A 19538-nucleotide genomic window follows, 5' to 3' on the forward strand; every position below is an offset into this window, starting at 1 on the left:
GATGATCGGACCGACCTACCGCGAGCTCATCGTGCGCGGTGCCGAGCAACACGGGGACCGCGTCGCCGTGTGCGTCGGGGAGACGACGCTGAGCTTCGCCGAGGTCGACGATCTGAGCACCCGCTACGCGAACGCGCTGCTGGGCGCCGGGATCGCGCCGCGCGCGCGGGTGGCGCTGCTGATCAACAACTCGCTGCTCAGCGTTCCGGTCGACTTCGCCTGCGTCAAAGCCAACCTCAACCGCGTCCCGCTCAACGCGCGCCTCTCGCTCGACGAGCACGCCCGCATGCTGGTCGAGACGCGGGCCGAAGTGCTCTTGCACGGCCCCGACTTGCGCGAGCGCGCGCTCGAGCTGGCCGACCGCATCCCGGGCTTGCGCCGCATCCCGCTCGTCGCTGCCGAAAACGAAGAGGTCGCCTCGCTCGCGCGCCTCGGCCGCACGGCGTCGCCGCGGCTGCCCGCGCTCGACGTACGGCCCGACGACGTCATCATCACCCTGTTCACCTCGGGAACGACCGGGACGCTCAAAGCCGCCCAGCACACGCAGGCGTCGTACGCCGCGATCTGCCGCAACGTGCTGCTCAACCTGATCGCTGTGCGACCCGACGACGTCATGCTGCACGCGGCCTCGTTGCTCCACGCCAGCGGCGTGTTCGTGCTGCCGTTCTGGCTGCGCGGCGCGCGCACCGTCATCTTGCCGGGTTTCGAACCGGCCGGCTACCTCGACGCGCTCGAGCGCGAAGGCGCGACCACGATCAACCTCGTGCCGACGATGCTGCAGCTGCTCTTGGCCGAGCCCTCGATTTCCGGTCGCGACTTCTCGCGGCTGCGCGCGCTGATCTACGGCGCCTCGCCGATCCCGCGCCCGGTGCTCGAACGCGCGCTCGACGTCTTCGGGCGCACCGTGTTCTATCAGTACTACGGACAGACCGAAGCGCCGCTCTGCCTGACGGTGCTGCGGCCCGAGGATCACGTGCCGGCGCGGCTGGGTTCGTGCGGACGCCCGGCGATCGATGTCGAGCTGGCGCTGGTCGACGAAGCGGGCGCACCGGTCCGGCGCGGCGAGGCCGGCGAGATCGCGGTGCGCTGCCCCTCGATGATGGCCGGCTACTTCGAGGCGCCCGAGCTGGACGCGCAGATGCGCTTACCCGACGGCTGGCTGCGCACGCGCGACGTCGGCCGGTTCGACGGCGACGGATTCTTGTACTTGCTCGACCGCACGTCGGACATGATCGTGACCGGCGGCTACAACGTCTATCCGCGCGAGGTCGAGGACGTCTTGCTGGCGCACCCCGCGGTGCGCGAGTGCGCGGTCATCGGTCTGCCGGACGAGACCTGGGTCGAAGCCGTGACCGCGGTGGTCACCTTGCACGCCGACGGCGCCGCCGGCGCGGACGAGCTGATCGCGTTCTGCCGCGAACGCCTGGCGTCGTACAAGAAGCCGCAGCGCGTGCTGTTCGACCCGGCGATCCCCAAGACGGCGGTCGGCAAGCTCAGCCGCAAGGCGTTGCGCGAGCGCTACGGCCCGGTGCGCGCCTAAGGTGGGACGTTCCGTGCCGGACACGGAAGCGAAGCGGGTGAGCTTGGAGATCGTGAACGCTTCGGACCGCGAGGCGCTGGGCGGCTTGTTCGAGGGCGGGTGGAATCCGCCGCTGGCCGTCGTCTTCGCCGTGCGCGCGATTCTGGATGACGTCCGCCTGCGCGGCGACGTCGCCTTGCTCGAGTATACGCGCCGCTGGGACCACGCGCAGGCGGAGCTCGACGCGCTGCGCGTGGAGATTCCCTCGCGCAAGAACGCGCGCGCGCTCGTGCCGGAGCAGATCGCGACCGGCCTCGAGCTGGCGCGCGAGCGCATCGCGGACTTCCACGCGCGCCAGCTGCCGGCGCCGATCGACTATCACGTGCACGACATGACGCACTACGCGTACCTCTCGCGCCCGCTGGGCGCCGTCGGCGCGTACGTCCCCGGCGGCAGCGCCTCGCTGCCCTCGACCGTGCTGATGACCGTCGTGCCGGCCAAGGTCGCCGGCGTCGCGCGCGTCGTCGTCGTCACGCCGCCCCAGCGCGACGGCACGATCGATCCGGCCGTGCTCTACGCCTGCGCGCTGACCGGCGTCGACGAGCTGTACGCGGTCGGCGGCGCGCAGGCGATCGCCGCGCTGGCGTACGGCACCCCGACGATCGCGCCGGTCGACAAGATCGTCGGCCCGGGCAACGTCTACGTCACCGAAGCCAAGCGCCAGGTGTTCGGCGCCTGCGGGATCGACGGACTGGCGGGCCCCTCCGAGGTGCTGGTCGTCGCCGATGCCGGTGCGCGCGCCGAGCTGGTCGCGGGCGAGCTGGTCGCGCAAGCCGAGCACGATCCGCTGGCGCGCGTCGCCGTCGTCTCGCGCCACCGCCCGCTGCTGTTCGCCGTGATCGATCTGCTGCAGGGACCGTTCGGTCAGAAGAGCGGCCGCGACGCGATCGTCGCCAAGGTGTTGGCCGAGCGCACCTGGATCGTGCACGCGCTGCGCGACGAGGAGATCGTCGAGGTCATCGATCGCTTCGCGCCCGAGCACCTCTCGCTGATGGTCGCCGATCCGGCCGAATGGATCCCGAAGATCCGCCGCGCCGGCGCGATCTTCGTCGGCGAGCACACGCCGGTCGCGGCCGGCGACTACATCGCCGGGACGAACCACACGCTGCCGACCTCCGGTGCCGCGCGCTTCTCATCGGGCCTGCGGACGATCGACTACCAGCGCACGATGACGCTGGTCGAGAACAGCGCGCAGCGCATGCGCGACGACGCGCCGCTGCTGGCCGCGCTGGCCGACTTCGAGGGACTGCCCGCTCACGCGCGCACCGCCCGCTTGCGCGGCGGCTAACAAAACCGCTAGGCGCTCGCGTCCCGGGCGGGCGGCCGTGGTACGCTCGGGTCCATGCAGGCTCGTTTTTGCGTGGCGGCGCTGTTCCTCGCCGGTCTGACCCTCGCCGCGTGCAGCGGGCCCGGCGGCAACCGCGGCACGACGGTGCCGGTGCCCGCGGTGGGCGTGGTCGGCGCGACGGGGCCGACCCCGAGCCCCTCGCCCAGCCCCGTGCCGACGGCGACGACGGCGGCCATCGCGCCGGGCTCGACGCTGACCGCGGCCGGTGCGAACGGCGTCGTGTTCACGGTCGTCGTCGGCTCTCCGGCACCCAGCGGCGAAATGATGACGCTCGCCGCGGACACGACCGATTCGGCCGCCCTTTTCGCGCCGGCCAGCCCCGCGCCGGTCGATCGCATCGCGGTCACCGTCTCGCCGTCGGCGCTGACGATGACGGCAGTTTCGCAGTTGCTCTTGAGCCGAGATCCGGCCAGTTCCGCCGGCTACGGCTTCGTCCTGGGCAACGTGACGACGAGTCAGTCCATCATGGATTTCGACTTGCCCGGCAACGGCGGCGGCGCGCCGTCCGAGGAGTGGTGCGACACGCCGGTGTCGAGCCTGCAGTTGCAGCCCGGCAACCGCTATCTGCTCGTCCTCGTGCAAACGGAGTTCGCCTACCCGCAGTTCTGCACGTAGCGCACGCGGAATCGCCGCGCTCGGCGGCGAACACGTCTGCCCGATGGTGTCCTCGACGCGCATTCGCCTCGTCGCGCTGGACCTCGACGGAACGCTGATCGGAGAGGATCTCGTCGTGCGGCCGCGGGTCGCGGCGGCGGTCGCGGCGGCCCAAGCGGCCGGCGTCGCGGTGACGATCGTGACCGGCCGCATGTTCGCCGCGGCCAAGCCGTTCGCGCGGCAGCTGCACATCGCGGGGCCGATCGTCTGCTACCAGGGTGCCGCGATCTACGACGTCGCCACCGGCGCGACGCTGCGCGAGACGCCGGTCCGTTCCGACGTGACGCGTGAGGTGCTCGACTGGGCGCACGCGCACGGCGTCCACGCGCAGTGCTACGCCGACGACCGCCTGTACGTCGACGAGATCAACCGCTTCTCGCGCCGCTACACGGCGCTGGCGCGCGTGGAGCCGGTCTTGGTCCCCTCGCTGCGCGACGCGTTCGCGCAACGGCCGACGATCAAGATCGTGCTGGTCGACGAGCCGGCGCGCGCCGACGAGCATCTGGCGGCGCTGCACGCGCTGCTCGGCGAACGCGCATACCTTACGCGCAGCCACCCCGATTTCGTCGAGGTCGTCGATCCGGCCGTCGACAAGGGCAAAGCGCTGGCGTTCGTCGCGGCGCGCTTGGACGTGCCGCTCGACGCGACGCTGGCGGTCGGCGATTCGTGGAACGACGTTCCGCTGCTCGAAGCGGCCGCGGTCGGGGTCGCGATGGGCTCGGGTCCGCCCGAGCTGCTCGGGAAAGCCGATCACGTCGTCGCCGACGTCGCGCACGACGGCGTCGCCGAGGCGATCGAACGGTACGTCCTCGCGTGAAGGCGGCAACGCGTCAGCGACCGCGACTGACCGCCGTACGCCGCCGCAGACCCTCGGTCGTGGCGCGCGTGCGGCCGTTTCGCATCCTCGCGGTGGTGCTGGCCGTGCTGGCCGTCGTCGCCGGCGTCTATCTCGCCAACGCGCCGTTCTTCCGCGTCGCGCACGTCGGCGTCGACGTGCCGCTCGGTTCACCGGTCTCGGCGCAAGAGGTGCGCGCGGCGGCCGCCGTCGCGCCGGGCGCGAACGTGTGGCTGCTGCGGCCGGGCGCGATCGCGCGCCGCGTCGACGCGATCCCGTACGTCGAGCGCACCAGCGTGCACCGCGGGCAATTTCCGGCGCCGTTCGTCGAGCTGGCGGTCACGGTGCGGCGTCCGGCGTTCTGTCTGCGCGCCGGCGGCGGCGAGATGACGCTCGACGCGAGCGCGCGCGTGCTGCAAGCCGGCTGCGCGTCGGGCGCGCTGCCGCGCCTGACAGCCGGTCCGGCGAGCATTCCGGCGCCCGGCGCCACGGTGAGCGACCCGGCGATCGTGCGTCTCCTCGCCGACGCCGCGACGCTGGCTGACGCCGGGCTGTCGATGCGCAGCCTGGGCTGGGACCGCTGGGGCGGCCTGGAGGGCGTCGATGCCAGCGGGGTCGTCCTACTGCTCGGCGAGGACGGCGATCTGGCCGCCAAGGCCGCCCTGGTCGGCCCGGTCCGGGCCGGGATCGGGCATGCTCGGACCGTCCGGGCGATCGACCTGCGCGCGCCCGGTACGCCGGTCGTCGACTTCCGCTGATCTGTGGAATGTGTGCAGAGATTTCGTAGGTATCCGCGGACCCAGCCACAATATATGGTGGTGCAAGTGAAGGCGCACAGGGATGGCTAGGGGCGAGACGATCGCCGGCCTGGACATCGGCACGACGAAAACGTGTGCCGTCATCGCGACATCGGGTGCCGACGGTCTGGAGATCATCGGCATCGGCGAAGCGCCTTCGACGGGGATGAAGAAAGGGGTCGTGACCGACCTCGAGGAGACCGTCCGCGCGATCGAGGCCGCCACCGAGAAGGCCGAGCGGATGGCCGGCGTCCACGTCTCGCACGTCTACGTCGGCGTGACCGGCGAGCACATGCAGTCGACCAACAACCGTGGGGTCGTCGCGGTGACCGGAGACGACCGCGAGGTCATCGCCGCCGACGTCAAGCGCGTGGTCGACGCGTCGAAGATCATCAACCTGGCCGCCGACCGGCAGATCATCCACGCGCTGCCGCGGCACTACACGATCGACGGGCAGGACGGCGTCACCGACCCGGTCGGGATGAGCGGCGGCCGGCTCGAGGTCGACACGCACATCGTCACCGGCGGGGCGACCTTCATCGCCAACGTGCTCAAGTGCGTGCACCGCGCGGGGCTCGAGCCGGCGGCGATCGTGTTCGAGCCGCTGGCCTCGTCGGCGTCGACGCTGCTGCCGGAAGAGAAACAGGTCGGCGTCGTGCTGCTCGACATCGGCGGCGGGACCACCGACATCGCCGTGTACGCCGGCGGGGGCGTCGTGCACAGCGCGACGATCCCGGTCGGCGGCAACATCCTGACCAACGACATCGCGCTCGGCCTCAAGACGACCTTCGCCGAAGCGGAGAACGTCAAGCGCACCTACGGGTCGGGCGTCTTGCGCGCCGACGAGCCGGAACAAGCCTTCCAGGTCAAGACGCTCGACGGGCGCAGCACGCGCGAGGTGACGTCCTCGCAGCTGCGCGCGATCGTCCTGCCGCGCGTGCTCGAGATCCTGCGGTTGGCGAAGGCCAACGTCGTCGAGCACATCGCACGCGATCAGGTGCTCAGCGAGGTCGTGCTGACCGGAGGCGGTGCGCACCTGCGCGGCATCGAAACCACCGGCGCCGACGTGTTCGGGCTACCGGTCCGCATCGGCGTCCCGTCGACGATCGCCGGGCTGACGGACGCCGTCAAGCAGCCGGAGTACGCGACGGCCGTCGGGCTGGTGTTGTTCGGCCCGCGCGGCGAGCAGGCGCCGCACCTTTCCTCCCAGGGCGGCGGCGCGCTGGGCAAACTCTGGTCCTGGTTCACGTCGATCTGGAATTGACGAACCGCACGTGATTTCCGATGCTCCCACTCTTTCCGGAAGAGGAACACGCACCGATGGCTGACGCGAAACGTTTCGTCCCCGAGCACGCCGCGACGATCAAGGTGATCGGCCTGGGTGGCGGCGGCTGCAACGCCGTCAACCGCATGATCGACGCCGGTTTGACCGGCGTCGACTTCTACGCGATCAACACCGACGTTCAGGCCTTGCGTAACGCCAAGACGAACAACACGGTGCAGATCGGGAGCGGGCTCACGCGCGGCCTGGGTGCCGGCGCGAACCCCAACATCGGGCGCGAAGCGGCCGACGAGTCGCGCGAAGACCTGGCCATGATCCTCGACGGCGCCGACCTGGTGTTCATCACCGCCGGCATGGGCGGCGGCACCGGTACCGGCGCGGCGCCGGTGATCGCCGAGCTGGCACGCGAGTCCGGCGCGCTGACGGTCGCCGTCGTCACCAAGCCGTTCGCGTTCGAGGGCCGCAAGCGCATGCAGGCCGCCGAGCGCGGCATCGCCGACCTCGAGAGCAAGGTCGACACGCTGATCACGATCCCCAACGAACGCATCCTGCAGATCATCGAGAAGCGCACGCCGCTCAACGAGGCTTTCGGCTGCGCCGACGACATCTTGCGCCAGGGCATCCAAGGGATCAGCGATCTGATCACGCAGCCGGGACTCATCAACCTCGACTTCGCCGACGTCAAGACGATCATGACCGACGCCGGCTCGGCGATGATGGGGATCGGGGAGGGCTCGGGCGAGCACCGCGCCGCCGACGCCGCGCAGAAGGCGATCGCCTCGCCGCTGCTCGAGACCACCATCGAAGGCGCGCGCGGCGTGATCTTCAACATCACCGGTGGCCTGGATCTCTCGATGTACGAGGTCAACGAGGCGGCCGAGATGATCTCGCGCGCGGTCGACTCCGAAGCGCAGATCATCTTCGGCGCGTCGGTCGATCCCGAGCTGCAGGGCAAGGTGCGCGTCACCGTGCTGGCGGCCGGGTTCGGGAACCGCCCGCACCGCACCGCGAGCGGCAGCGGCTTCACCGCGGCGCCGATCGAGTTCGACAAGGTCGCGCCGGTCAACATGGACGACATCGAGGTCCCGGCGTTTCTGCGCTACCGCAGCTAATCGCGCCCGTGCGCGCGGCGCTGGAGCGACCGTGAATGGACGACCGCCAGCTGGTTCCGCGCTCGCTGGTGGTCGCCGGCGTCCTGCTGCTGGTGGTGCTGGCGGTCGGAACGGCGGGCTACGTCGGGCTCGAGAACTGGTCGGGCTTCGACGCGCTCTACATGACGGTTACGACGATCACCACGATCGGCGGCGGCGAGCCGCGCCCACTGGACCTGGCCGGCAAGTGGTGGACGATGATCGTCGTCGCCATCGGCTTCGGCGTGCTGACGTACACGCTGTTGGCGCTGATCGGCTTCGTCATCGAGGGCCGCTTGGGCGAGGCGGTCGAGCGGCGGCAGATGCGCTTGCGGGTGCGACGCATGCGTGATCATTTCGTGCTGTGCGGTTTCGGTCGCGTCGGGCGCGAGATCGCGCTCGCGCTGCGCACCGAGAAGATCCCGCTCGTCGTCATCGACAGCGACGAGCCCTCGCTGGAGCGCGCGAAGGCCGACGGCTTCGTCGTCGTGCACGGCAACGCCGCCGACGTGGCGACGCTGCGCGAGGCCGCGATCGACACCTCGCGCGGGTTGATCACCGCCGTCGACAGCGACGCCGACAACGTCTACGTCACGCTCTCCGCGCGCGTGCTGCGGCCCGACCTGTTCATCGTCGCGCGTGCCAACGCGGCGGACGCGGAGCCGAAGCTGCGGCTGGCCGGCGCGAACCGCATCGTCTCGCCCTACACGCTGGCGGGCCGGCGGCTGGCCAGCCTGGCCATGCGCCCGAGCGCGGTCGAGTTCGTCGATACCGTCCTCTCGACCGAGAACGACCAGCTGATGCTCGAGGACTTCCACCTCGGGGCCAACTCGCCGTGGATCGGCAAGCGGCTGGGCGACCTGGTGCCGGCCGACGGCGGTCTGATCGTGCTGGCGCTCAAGCACGAGGGACACATGCAGTTCCGGCCCGGCGGCGATGCGCTGCTCAGCGCGCACGACGCCGTCGTCGTGGCCGGCCCGACCGAAGCGATCCGCACCGTCGAAGCGCGCTTCTGAGCGGCGAGGACCGGCTCGCGCGCAGCCGAAGCAAAGTCGGGTGAGCACGACGCTGCCGCAGACCGCCGAGCGCGCGGTCGAGATTCGCCGCGAGATCCATCGCCATCCCGAGCTGGGTTTCGAAGAGCACCGCACGCAGGCGATCGTCGAGCGCGAGCTCGCCGCGCTGGGCGTCGCCCACCGCAAGATCGCCGGCACCGGCGTCGTCGGCGTCGTGGAAGGCGCGCTGCCGGGCCGCGTCGTCGGGTTGCGCGCCGACATGGACGCGCTGCCGATCACCGAGGACTCGGGCGAGGCGTGCGCCTCGGAGATCGCGGGCAAGATGCACGCCTGCGGCCACGATGCGCACACGGCGATGCTGCTGGGCGCCGCGCGCGAGCTGCAAGCGTCGCGCGCGACGCTGCACGGTACCGTGGTGCTGTTGTTCCAGCCGGCGGAAGAAGGGCCGGGCGGTGCGCTGCCGATGATCGAAGCCGGCGCGCTCGACGACCCGCCGGTCGAAGCGGTCGCGATGCTGCACGTCGACAACCGGCTGCCGACCGGAACCATCGGGATCACGTCCGGGCCGGTGAACGCGGCGGCGGACGAGTTCCACGTCACGATTCGCGGCAAGGGCGGACACGGCGCCTCGCCGCACAAGTCGATCGATGCGATTCCGTGCGCCGCCGCGACGGTGCTGGCGCTGCAGAACGTCGCCGCGCGCGAGACCGATCCGTTGGCGACGATCGTGGTGACGATCGGCACGATCGAAGGCGGTTACCGCAACAACGTCATCGCCGATCGCGTGAAGATGACCGGCACCGTGCGCACGCAAGATCCCGCGATTCGCGACGGCGTCGAAGCGCGGCTGCGGCGCATCGTCGACGGCGTCGCCGCCGCGTACGGGGCGAGCGCGACGCTCGAGATGTTCTTCGGCTATCCGCCGGTCGTCAACGACGCGACGCTGGCGACGAGCTTCGCGCAGTACGTCACCGAAACGAGCGCGATTCCCGTCGCGTCGCCGCCGCCGACGATGGGCGGCGAGGACTTCGCCTATTTCGCGCAGCGCGTCCCCGGCGTGATGGTGCGCCTGGGCATCTACGACGAGGGCGTCGGCTCGGTCCACCCCGGCCACAGCCCGCAATTCCGGCTCGACGAAGGCGCCATCCCGACCGGCATCGCGATCCTGGTCGCCTTTGCGCGCGGCGTCGGCGACGGCTCGGTCGCTCTCCCCACCATCCCCTGAATCCTCCACATTCCTCCACAAGGCCTAGTGTCGACGGTGGATGCGGTGCACAACATCTTGTGGTCGGCGGGAGGACCCGCGTGACGCACCCCGAACCGCCCGACATGGCTTTGTCGTCGATTGCGTACGACCGGCCGTCAGCGCGGGCGCTCCATTGCGCACAAGACGTCGCGTCGCCCGCGCGGACCGCGTTCGACCTCGTGTGCGAGGTCGAGAAGTGGCCGGTCTGGTTGTCTTTCCTGCGGAGCGCGCGCCGCGTCGACCCGCAGCTGCCGCTGGGCGTCGGCAGCGAGGTCGTGATCCGCTCGACCCTGCCGGGCGAGGCGGAAGAGCTGTTCGAGGTCGACCGCTTCTTGCCGGGCCACCAGCTCTCGCTCGTCGGTGCCTTCTCGGTCCGCCGGCGGATCGACATCCGCATCGAGCAGAAGTCCGAGCGCTCGAAAGTCGTCGTGCGGGTCGACTACCCGACGTACGGCGGCTTCCTCGGCCGCTTGATCGACCGGCTGACCCGTCGCCGCAAGATCGACAGCGCCCTCAACGACTCCCTGATCCACTTCAAGGGGTTGTGCGAGTACGACACCTCCCCCGACGCCGTCTTGGTCGACTTTTAGCAGTCGTTGACGGGCTCTGCTAGAGCCGGTAGAATTGGGGGAGTCCCCTTTTTGCCCATCCGGAGTTTCCGTTTGCCGCTCTACGACTACCAGTGCCGTCAGTGCCACCAGGTCACCGAGGTTCGCCACGGTGCTCGCGAAGCGTACGACGGGACCTGCCCGGCGTGCGGCGGTGCCCTCGGCCGCGTCTTCAACCCGGCCGGCATCGTCTTCAAGGGGTCCGGGTTCTACATCAACGATTCGCGCAAGTCGTCCGGCCCGTCCGAATCGTCGTCGTCCTCCGGGTCCACGCCGCCCGCGTCCGGCGGCGACGCGAAGAAGTCCGAGTCGAGCGCCGCGTAGCCGTGTCGCCGGAGGCGGTCGTGCGCTGGGCGCTGCTGGCCGCCGTGGTGGCGGTCCTGCTGGCGACCGCGATCGTCGCCGTGCGCATCTGGCGCGGGATCGCCGCGATCGCGGCGCGCGTGGGCGCCTACGGCGACCTGCCGGTCGTCGCCGCGCTGCGCACGGCTGAGGTCGACGGGGCCCGCATCCAGGCCGCCGTCGCGGCCGTCGACCCGCTGCTGACGCGAGCACAGATCGCGTTGGCGACCATCCGCCGCGGACCGCTGCCGCCGGAGCTGTTCGCCGCCTTCGCTCGCGTGCGCGCCGAGTTCGGCGCCTTCACCACCGCGCGGCGCTGAGCGCGAGCGCGCCTAGGACTCGTTTTCCGGCGGCTCCCAGGCCCAGCCGAAGCCGTCTTTGGGCGGTGGGGCGCCGCCCCCGAACGGCGCGTCCTCGTCGAGGTCCTCGTCTTCGCCGGGCAGCGCGAACGGTGCGCCGAACGGCGTCCCCGGCTGCCCCGCCGGGACGGGTGGCGGGGTCGGGACCGGCGGCGGTTTGGGCGCCGGCGGTGCCTTGGGCGGCGGCGTCGGCTTGCCCGCCGCCGGTGTGGACGCGGGCGCGGCGGGCTGCTCCTGGCGTAGGGTGGACAGCGGGAAACCGGTGAACGGCTCGTCGGTCGCTTGCACGATCGACTCGGGCGAGATCGTGCGCGGCGGCGGCAGCGTGCGCTGCGGCGGCGCCGCGGCGATGGCCGGTGCGGCCGGCGGTGGCGCCGGCGGCGCGGGCGGTACGAGCTCCACGCCCGGGCGGAACGGCTCGACCGCGCCCTGCGGCGGCACCTCGCCGGCTCCCGTGCCGACCAGCACGATGCGCGAGAGCGGCAGCAGCTGCGCGTCGGGCCGCGCCGCCAGGTCGCGCAGCTCGTCGAGATACGACTCGGGCATCTCTTCGATCGCCATCGCCTCGAGCACGAGGTCGACGGTCTGCGCGACCGCGTGCTTGGGCGGGATGCGGGTGAACGTCAGCAGCGACTGCCAGACGTCGCCTTTGACCAGCGCCATCAGCTTGCGCCAGTAGTCGATCGGCTGATAGGCCTCGAACAGTCCCGCCTCGCGCTTCGCGCGCCCGTAGAGCGCGGCGATGCGGCGGCCGAGCGGGTCGGCCGGCGGCGAGGGTTCGATCAGCACCACCCGCTTGGCGACCCGCGCCAGCTCGGTGAGCACCTGGCCGTGGAAGCCGGGATCGATCTCGTGCAGGTAGTGCATCGCGACGGCCGCGTCGTAGGCGGCCTCGCCGGCCGGAATCATCGTCGCGCTGCCGCGGATCGCGCCGGCGCCCAGCTTCTCGACGCGCGTCAACGTCTCGTCGTCGGCGCTCAGCACGTCGGCTTTGACGCCGATCTCGAGCGCGCGGGCGATCCAGGCGCCGTCGTTCGGCAGGCCCAGGAACAGCACGCGCTCGCCCGAGCGCAGCGCCATCGCGTCCCAGATCTGCTCGTCGATGCGGTAGGACTCGCGCTGAAAATCAGAGGGATTGGTCATCTAGGGAAGGTGGGACTCGAACCCACATGAGCTCTCGCTCGGTCGCTTTTGAGGCGACTGCGTATACCGTTTCGCCACTTCCCCGTGTACCATGCTCCCGGCCCGCGCATTCGCGGCAACCCAGGCGCGCTCCGCTTCGCCGAACCGGCCGGCGGACGATCCGGCCGCCGCGCTCAGGGCATACGTGATGCGAACCGGCCCCGGGGTCAACGTCAGACGCAACGTACCGTTGGATTGGTGCGGTTCCCAGCGGGCCGCGAGCACCGCCCGCGGCGGCCACGAGACGGCCGTCGCCTCGCGGCCGTCGGCCGAGGCGACCACCACGCCGCCCCGCTCCGCGTGCAGCTCGACGGGGACGCCCGCGGCCGCGTCCGCCACCGGCTGATCGCCGTCGTAGGCCAGCCGGCCGGTCAGCGCGTCGAGCACGACGCCGCGTTCGGCCGGCGCCCGCGGGAACGTGTCCTCGCGATCGACCACGACGCGCGCGCCGTGCGGATCGAGCGCGATCGTGCGCGCGAAACACGCCGGCCCGGTGACCAGGTCCGGCACGCGCAGCCGCGTGTCGACCACGGCGCGCGGGCCGCGCTGCGCGATCGTCGCCGCGACGTCACGGTTGAACGTGCCGGCCGGATACGAACGGGTCCACTTGCCGATCCGGTCGGTCGTCGAGGGCGGCGGCGGCACGCTGACGTCGTCGCGCCACGCGCCGGTCGCGTCGAACGCGTTGACGCCCGTCGCGAGGTCTTCGAGGACCGGACTGCGTCCGCCGCCGCGCGGTACGAGCACGACCCGCAGGCGGTCGTTCTGCAGCACGACGTCGTCCTGGCCGTCGGCGAACACGTCGGCGTCCCAGGCCAGCGCGGCGTCGGGCGCGACGCTGCGCAGCCCGGCCAGCGGCACGAGCGCATGCGGCGAGAGCAGGACCGCATCGCGCGAAGCCGACGAGCGCGGCGCCGGCGAGGGCGGCGGAACGTCGCCGGAATCGTCGGGCAGCGCGACGCGCACGCGGTCGACGACGAGCGTCCCGTCGCGCGCGCCCAGCGCGATCGTCTTTCCGTCGACGGGATCGTGCACGCTAATCGGCGCGTCGCCCCAATTGACGGCGACGGTGAACGACGCGTCGGGACCGACCAAGTGCGCAAGCGTCACGTCGCCCAGGCCGGCGACCGGCGCGAAGGGCACGGCGTCGACGATACGGCCGCCCGCGCGCGCGTAGGCGCGCAGGCGCGCGCGCGAGAGCGCGTCGAGCTGCGTTCCGGGTGGAACGACCAGCCACGGCTGCGCGTGCAGCGCCGTCCCACCGAGCGCGTGCGGATCGACCAGCGCGCAGGAGATCGCGGCGGCGCGGCACGCGTCGAGCGCGCGTTGCGTCGCCGCCAGGGCCGAGGCGATCGCGGCGTTGCCGGCCGGTCCCGGCGCGGACGCCGCCGGCCAGACGATCGCGCCCGCGGTCACGCGGTGCGTGCGCTCGAGCAGCGGCCCGTAGCGGCGCACCAGCGCGGCGAACCGCGCCGTCGGTGCGTACCGCGGCGAGGCGCCCGGGGGCGGATACGGGATCGCCGCGTCCCAGCCGTAGAGCGCGTTCGAGAACGGTGCCTCCCACCCGAACGGCGCCAGCGTGTCTTGCAGCGGAAAGTCGACGACGCCCTTGACGCCCCACGCCAACAGCTCGTAGAGCGCGAGCGTCGTGTTGGTCGGCGAGACGCTGCGCGGCAGCGGGTCCTCGGGCTGCGCCAGCCAGCCGGCTTGGAACTCGCTCATGGCGAGTGGCACGTGCGGTTGCGTCGTCAACAGCGCCGTCGCGACGTCGAGCTCGCTGCGGTCGTGCGCGCCGATCTGCGCCGCGTCGCTCTGATACCAGTTGCCCATCGCCCAGACCGGTGACGAGGCCGGCACCTTCATGTCGTAAGTGTTGATGAACAGCGGCGTGCGCGGCCCGACGACCGCGCGCACCTGCGCGGCCAGCCAGCCGAGATATGCGTGCAGGTGCGGCGCCGGGTAGGTGTCGTTGTCGATGTAGGCGCCTTGATCGTCGTCGAGCTGGACCGCCAGCACGCGGTCCGCGACCGGGCGAAACTCGGCCAGCGCGCGGCGCAGCCAGCGCGCGGCGTAGCGGCGGTGCGTCGCGTTCGCCAGCCATTGCGCGGCGGCGGCGTCGCTGTGCGCGTTCTGCAGCGTCGCGGTCGCCGGATAGCGCCCTTCGAGCACGTCGTGGAGCGGCATTCCGTACGCGGGCCGCCGCAACAGCCACGCCGGATAGCCGCCGTTGCGCCACTCGTTGCGGATCACCGGCCCCGGCCGCACGATGAAGTAGAAGCCCAGTTCCTTGCCCAGCCGCAGCACCTCGCGCAGGTTGCGGCGCGGATCGGTGTGGCCGTCGAAGTCGAACGCGCCGTCGGCCGGCTCGTGCCAGTTCCACGGCACGTACAGGTCGAGCGTGTTCGCGCCGAGCGCGCGCAGCGCCAGCATCGCCGTGCGCCACGACGCGACCGGCAAGCGCTCGTAGAAGAACGCGCCGCCGAAGAAGAAGAACGGCCGGCCGTCGACCTGCAGCTGCGGCGCACCGTCGCGCTCGACCAGCACCGCGTGGTCGAACTGCGGCTGCGCGGGCGGGGGCGCCGCGCCGCCCGTCAGCAGGGCGAGCACGAGCGCGATGGCACGCCGCAGGCCCGCCCGATCGGTCATGCGAACGCTTTCGCCGTCCCGTGAACGATCTCTCGTTGCTTCTGGGCCTGCGCGGTCAGGTATCGATCGATCGGGTCGATAGTCCGGCGTTGCGCGACAACCCGCTGGGCGATCCGTCGGTGCGCCCGCTGGCCGTCTATACGCCGCCCGGGTACGATGCGCAGGGCTCGGGCGCGTATCCGGTGCTCTACTGTCTGCACGGATACGGCGGCGACGTCGCCGCGCTGGTCTCGAGCCGGCCCTGGGAGACGAACGTGCTCCAGTGGGCCGACCAGCTGATCGCGCAGGGGGCGATGCCGCCGGCCATCGTCGCGATCGTCGACGGGTTCACCCGCTTGGGCGGCTCCCAATACGTCGACTCGGTCCACAACGGCGCGTACGCGACCTACGTGGTGCGGGACGTGATCGGCCACGTCGACGCGCGCTACCGCACCCTGGCGCGCGCCGGCGGCCGCGGCGTGTTCGGCAAGTCGTCGGGCGGGTTCGGGGCGCTGCACCTGAGCTTGGCGTACCCGGGCGTCTTCGCCGCGTTCGCCTCGCACAGCGGCGATGCGTACTTCCCGTACTGCTATCAGATGGAATGGCCGGTCGCGATGATGACGCTCGAGCAGCACGGCGGCTCGATCGCGGCCTTCATGGAAGCCTACGAAGGGCGCAACAAACGCCCGCACGCGTTCATGGCGACCGTCAACCAGCTGGGCATGTCGGCCGCGTACTCGCCGCGCGCGGCGGAGCGCTGGGCGATCGATCTGCCGTGGGATCCGCGTACCGGTGAGATGCGCGCGGACGTGTTCGCGCGCTGGCTCGCGTTCGATCCCGTCGAGCGGGTCGCGGCGAGCCGCGACGCGCTGGCCGCGATGCGGCTGCGCTATCTCGATTGCGGCACCCGCGACGAGTACGGCCTCTACGTCGGGGCGCGCGTGTTCGCACAGCGCTGCCGCGACCACGGGCTCGCGGTGCGGCACGAAGAGTTCGACGACGACCACCGCAACGTCGGCTACCGGTACGCGATTTCGTTGCCGGCGCTCGCCGGCGCGTTGGACCGCGCCGGCTGAGCCCGAGCGTTACTGACCCTGGTGCTGCTGGCGCGCTTCGCGCAGCGCCCGCATCCGTTCGCGGCTGAGGTTGACCATCAGCACGAACCGGCCCGGATCGTTGGAACGCATCATGCCGCCACCACCGCGGCGACCGCCGCCGGGGCCGTTGGCTCCGGCGTTCGGCGGCGCGGCGGCCTTCATCGCGGCCACCATCTTGTCGCGCTCGCCCATGACCGCCTTCGACTCGTCGGGGCTGAGGATTGCGTCGATCTTCTGAATGTCACCGCCGAAGTCGGTGTCGGTGCCGTTGTTGACGCCGTCGACGATCGCTTGGATCTGCGCGCGATGAGCGGCCGAGAGGTCGTTCATGACGTTGGTCTTGGCGTCGTCGCGGGCTTTCTCCATCGCCGCGCGCATGCCGGAGTTGGGGCCCTGACCTCCGCCGTTGTCCTGCGCCTGCGCGTTCGATCCGCAGCCCGCCAGGAGCACGCTCGCCGCCATCACCGTGGCGGCGAGCGCCGAAAAGTACTGTCTCATGCCTGCGAGGATAGCGTGCGTTCCCGTGCCTTTCCTCGGAACGGGATGAGAGTCGCGAGAGGCCGAGTCAGGCGCGGACCCCTTCCCTCCCGCTCGGCTGGCGCTGCGCCTGCTTCGTCCGCTCGTCGGCACGGGCGAACAGGACCAGCATCTCACGGTTGAAGGCCGGGATATCGTCGGGTTTGCGGCTGGTCACCAGGTTGCGATCGACGACGACTTCGCGGTCGAGCCAGTCGGCGCCGGCGTTGCGCAGGTCGTCCTGGATGGTGAAGTAGCTGGTCAGCGAGCGCCCCTTGACGATGCCCGAGCTGATGAGCAGCCAGGGTGCGTGGCAGATCGCCGCGATCGGCTTGCCGGCGCGGTCGAAGGTCTGCACGAAAGCGCGCGCTTGGGGGACCATGCGGATCGCGTCGGCGTTGAGCGCGCCGCCGGGGAGCAGCAGCGCGTCGTAGCGCTCGGGATCGGCCTCCTCGAAGGCGAGGTCGGCCGTGACCCGGTCGGCGCGATCGTGGTGCTTGAATCCCTGCACCGGGCCGCGCTGCTCCGAGATGATGTCGACGACGGCGCCCGCGTCGCGCAACGCTTTGAGGGCTCGGCGAGCTCGGCCCACTCGAAGCCTTCGGTGGCCAGGCACGCGACGTGCGTATTGCTGAGTTGTGGCATGGGCGCGCTGTTCCCGCGCACGACGACGAGCACACGCAGCGCATGCCGTTGGTGGCAGTCGAGCAGAGGCGGCCCCGCTCGACCGGCCCTCACGTGACCGGGACCTCGGCCAGTGCGCGCGTCGCGTCGAGCGCGCCGCGCAGGTCGGCCAACAGATCGTCGATCCCCTCGATGCCGACTGAGAGGCGCAACAGACCGTCGGTGACGCCGCGCCGCTCGCGGTCGGGCTTGGGGATCGAGCCGTGCGTCATGCGCGCGGGATGGCAGAGCAGCGACTCGACGCCGCCCAGCGACTCGGCCAGCGAGAACAGCCGCACGTGCTTGGCGAACTCGAGCGCGCGCGACTCCGGTCCACGCATCACGAACGAGACCATCCCGCCGAAGCCGCGCATCTGGCGCTTCGCCAGCTCGTGCTGCGGGTGCGAGGGCAGACCCGGGTAGTAGACCTGCGCGACGTCGTCACGCGCGGCGAGAAACTCGGCGACGGCGATCGCGTTGCGCTCGTGCTCGCGCATGCGCAGCGCCAGCGTCTTGGCGCCGCGCAGCGTCAGGAACGCGTCGAACGGACCGGGGACGCCGCCGACCGCGTTCTGATGGAACTTGATCTGCTCGGCCAACGCGTCGTCGTTGGTGATGGCGATGCCGCCGACGACGTCGCTGTGGCCGCCGATGTACTTGGTCGTCGAGTGCACGACGACGTCGGCGCCCAGCGCCAGCGGCGACTGAAAGTAGGGTGAGGCGAAGGTGTTGTCGACGACGACGACCTGACCCGGCTGGCGCAGCGCGACGATCGCCGCGATGTCGACCAGCTTGAGCAGCGGATTGGTGGGCGTCTCGAGCCAGAACAGCTTGGTGTTCGGTTGGATCGCCGCGCGGACGGCGTCGAGGTCGGTCATGTCGACGTAGGTGAAGGTGAGCCCGTAGCGGACCAGGACCTTCGAGAACAGGCGATACGTGCCGCCGTAGAGGTCGTCGCCGACGACGACGTGATCGCCGGACGAGAGCAGGTTCATCACCGCCGACGTCGCCGCCATCCCCGAGCCGAACGCGTAGCCGTGTTCGCCGTTCTCGAGCGCGGCGAGCTGCCGCTCGAGCGCCAAGCGCGTCGGATTGATCGTGCGCGAGTAGTCGAAGCCCTTGGTGACGCCGACCTCTTCGAGGGTGTAGGTCGAGGTGGCGTAGATCGGGACGATGGTCGCGCCGGTGGCGGGATCGGCGTCTTGTCCGGTATGAATGGCGCGCGTCGCGAAGTCCATTTAGCTCTGCTGGGCGGAGAGGAAGGAGATGATGTCCTGGCGGGTGACGACGCCGACCGGGCGGCCCGAGTCGGTGACGACGATCGCGGCGTTGGCCATCGTCAGGAGCTTGTAGGCGCGGCCGACTTCGACGTCGTGTTCGAGCATCGGGAACGGCCGGCCCATCACGTCGCCGACCGGCTTGTGGACGATGTCGGCGTGGTCGAAGACGGCCTGCATGACCGCCACGTCGTTGATCGAGCCGACGACCTCGTTTGCGCGCACCACCGGGATCTGGGATATCTCGTAGCGGCGCAGCAGGTCGAGCGCCTCCTTCACCGGCTGCTGCTCGGTGACGGTGATCAGCGGCGGCAGCGGCTGCTTCGTGCGCAGCACGTCGCCGACGGTGTCCTTGCGCCGCTCGTCCTCGAGGAAGCCGTTGGCGTGCATCCACTCATCGTTGAAGATCTTCGACATGTAGCCGCGGCCCGAGTCGGGCATCATTACGACCATCACCGCGTCGGCCGGCAAATCCTTGGCGATGCGCTGTGCCGCGACGGCCGCGGTGCCCGACGAGCCGCCCACCAGCAGCCCTTCCTCGCGCGCGATGCGGCGCGCCATCAGGAAGCTCTCCTTGTCCGTCACGCGCAAGATCTGGTCGATGACGCGCATGTCGACGGTCTGCGGGAGGTAGCTCATCCCGATCCCTTCGACCTTGTACGATTTGGGCGTGTCGCCGCTGTAGATCGAGCCCTCGGGATCGGCCCCGACGACGACCAGCGCCGGATTCTGTTCCTTCAGAAAGCGGGCGGTCCCGGAGATCGTCCCGCCGGTCCCCATCCCGCTGACGAAGTGCGTGATGCGCCCCGCGGTCTGCTCCCAAATCTCGGGGCCGGTCGTCACGTAGTGCGCGCCGGGGTTCTGCGCGTTGTGCCACTGGTCGGGCTGGATCGCGCCGGGGATCTCGGCCGTCAGGCGGTTCGCGACGCCGTAGTACGACTCCGGAGAGTCGTTCGGGACGTTGGTCGGCGTGACGACGACC

At 71.0% G+C, this 19538-nt stretch carries 20 protein-coding genes and 1 tRNA gene; 15 read left to right on the forward strand and 6 right to left on the reverse strand.

All coding sequences use genetic code 11. The features are described 5' to 3' along the window. Position 1: 1 nt before the first annotated feature. The 12 genes from VMD91_00120 (at position 2) to VMD91_00175 (ending at position 11157) form a co-directional block, all read left to right on the forward strand. Positions 2 to 1540, forward strand: coding sequence for an AMP-binding protein (locus VMD91_00120; protein HTW82454.1), 1539 nt, complete (start codon positions 2 to 4; stop codon positions 1538 to 1540). Between the two features lie 52 nt (positions 1541 to 1592). Next, positions 1593 to 2867: a histidinol dehydrogenase gene (hisD, locus tag VMD91_00125; GenBank protein HTW82455.1), complete on the forward strand. Its 1275-nt coding sequence runs from the start codon at positions 1593 to 1595 to the stop codon at positions 2865 to 2867. A gap of 54 nt (positions 2868 to 2921) precedes the next feature. Continuing rightward, positions 2922 to 3542: a hypothetical protein gene (locus tag VMD91_00130; GenBank protein HTW82456.1), complete on the forward strand. Its 621-nt coding sequence runs from the start codon at positions 2922 to 2924 to the stop codon at positions 3540 to 3542. A gap of 46 nt (positions 3543 to 3588) precedes the next feature. Beyond that, complete coding sequence (locus VMD91_00135; protein HTW82457.1) at positions 3589 to 4398, forward strand: Cof-type HAD-IIB family hydrolase; 810 nt, start codon at positions 3589 to 3591, stop codon at positions 4396 to 4398. Positions 4399 to 4457: 59 nt separating this feature from the next. Next, the gene (locus VMD91_00140) at positions 4458 to 5174 is read left to right on the forward strand and encodes an FtsQ-type POTRA domain-containing protein (GenBank protein ID HTW82458.1); all 717 of its coding nucleotides are present in this window, start codon (positions 4458 to 4460) and stop codon (positions 5172 to 5174) included. An 82-nt stretch (positions 5175 to 5256) separates the two neighbouring features. Beyond that, positions 5257 to 6477: a cell division protein FtsA gene (gene ftsA / locus VMD91_00145; GenBank protein ID HTW82459.1), complete on the forward strand. Its 1221-nt coding sequence runs from the start codon at positions 5257 to 5259 to the stop codon at positions 6475 to 6477. 56 nt (positions 6478 to 6533) lie between these two features. Further along, positions 6534 to 7607, forward strand: a complete 1074-nt coding sequence (ftsZ, locus tag VMD91_00150) for a cell division protein FtsZ (GenBank protein HTW82460.1) — start codon at positions 6534 to 6536, stop codon at positions 7605 to 7607. Between the two features lie 35 nt (positions 7608 to 7642). Further along, positions 7643 to 8641: an NAD-binding protein gene (locus VMD91_00155; GenBank protein ID HTW82461.1), complete on the forward strand. Its 999-nt coding sequence runs from the start codon at positions 7643 to 7645 to the stop codon at positions 8639 to 8641. Between the two features lie 40 nt (positions 8642 to 8681). Further along, entirely contained in the window at positions 8682 to 9866 is a 1185-nt protein-coding gene (locus VMD91_00160) for a M20 family metallopeptidase (GenBank protein HTW82462.1), read from the forward strand. 230 nt (positions 9867 to 10096) lie between these two features. Beyond that, positions 10097 to 10477, forward strand: coding sequence for a hypothetical protein (locus VMD91_00165; protein HTW82463.1), 381 nt, complete (start codon positions 10097 to 10099; stop codon positions 10475 to 10477). A gap of 72 nt (positions 10478 to 10549) precedes the next feature. Continuing rightward, entirely contained in the window at positions 10550 to 10819 is a 270-nt protein-coding gene (locus tag VMD91_00170) for an FmdB family zinc ribbon protein (GenBank protein HTW82464.1), read from the forward strand. A 2-nt stretch (positions 10820 to 10821) separates the two neighbouring features. Beyond that, positions 10822 to 11157, forward strand: a complete 336-nt coding sequence (locus VMD91_00175) for a hypothetical protein (GenBank protein HTW82465.1) — start codon at positions 10822 to 10824, stop codon at positions 11155 to 11157. A 12-nt stretch (positions 11158 to 11169) separates the two neighbouring features. Here the strand turns inward: VMD91_00175 and VMD91_00180 are convergent, their stop codons facing one another. Beyond that, positions 11170 to 12339: a class I SAM-dependent methyltransferase gene (locus tag VMD91_00180; protein ID HTW82466.1), complete on the reverse strand. Its 1170-nt coding sequence runs from the start codon at positions 12337 to 12339 to the stop codon at positions 11170 to 11172. Between the two features lies 1 nt (position 12340). After that, positions 12341 to 12423, reverse strand: a tRNA-Leu gene (locus tag VMD91_00185). A gap of 255 nt (positions 12424 to 12678) precedes the next feature. Here VMD91_00185 and VMD91_00190 point away from each other — a divergent pair. The 3 genes from VMD91_00190 (at position 12679) to VMD91_00200 (ending at position 16079) form a co-directional block, all read left to right on the forward strand. Continuing rightward, positions 12679 to 14223, forward strand: a complete 1545-nt coding sequence (locus VMD91_00190) for a hypothetical protein (GenBank protein HTW82467.1) — start codon at positions 12679 to 12681, stop codon at positions 14221 to 14223. Between the two features lie 141 nt (positions 14224 to 14364). Further along, a complete protein-coding gene (locus VMD91_00195; protein ID HTW82468.1) occupies positions 14365 to 15048 on the forward strand; it encodes a hypothetical protein in 684 nt (227 codons plus the stop codon). Next, entirely contained in the window at positions 15045 to 16079 is a 1035-nt protein-coding gene (locus tag VMD91_00200; GenBank protein ID HTW82469.1) for an alpha/beta hydrolase-fold protein, read from the forward strand. The genes VMD91_00195 and VMD91_00200 overlap by 4 nt, the downstream gene beginning before the upstream one ends. Positions 16080 to 16088: 9 nt before the next feature. Here VMD91_00200 and VMD91_00205 read toward each other — a convergent pair whose 3' ends face one another. The 4 genes from VMD91_00205 to VMD91_00220 all read right to left on the reverse strand — a co-directional run. After that, positions 16089 to 16598, reverse strand: coding sequence for a hypothetical protein (locus VMD91_00205; GenBank protein HTW82470.1), 510 nt, complete (start codon positions 16596 to 16598; stop codon positions 16089 to 16091). A gap of 67 nt (positions 16599 to 16665) precedes the next feature. Beyond that, positions 16666 to 17178 carry a type 1 glutamine amidotransferase domain-containing protein gene (locus VMD91_00210; protein HTW82471.1) on the reverse strand — a complete coding sequence of 171 codons (513 nt, stop codon included), beginning with the start codon at positions 17176 to 17178 and terminating at the stop codon, positions 16666 to 16668. A 172-nt stretch (positions 17179 to 17350) separates the two neighbouring features. Continuing rightward, positions 17351 to 18517 carry a cystathionine gamma-synthase gene (locus tag VMD91_00215; protein HTW82472.1) on the reverse strand — a complete coding sequence of 389 codons (1167 nt, stop codon included), beginning with the start codon at positions 18515 to 18517 and terminating at the stop codon, positions 17351 to 17353. Further along, on the reverse strand, positions 18518 to 19538 hold a 1021-nt coding region (locus VMD91_00220; GenBank protein HTW82473.1), incomplete at its 5' end, for a pyridoxal-phosphate dependent enzyme.

The sequence above is a fragment of the Candidatus Sulfotelmatobacter sp. genome, from assembly GCA_035504415.1.
Taxonomy (GTDB): domain Bacteria; phylum Vulcanimicrobiota; class Vulcanimicrobiia; order Vulcanimicrobiales; family Vulcanimicrobiaceae; genus Vulcanimicrobium.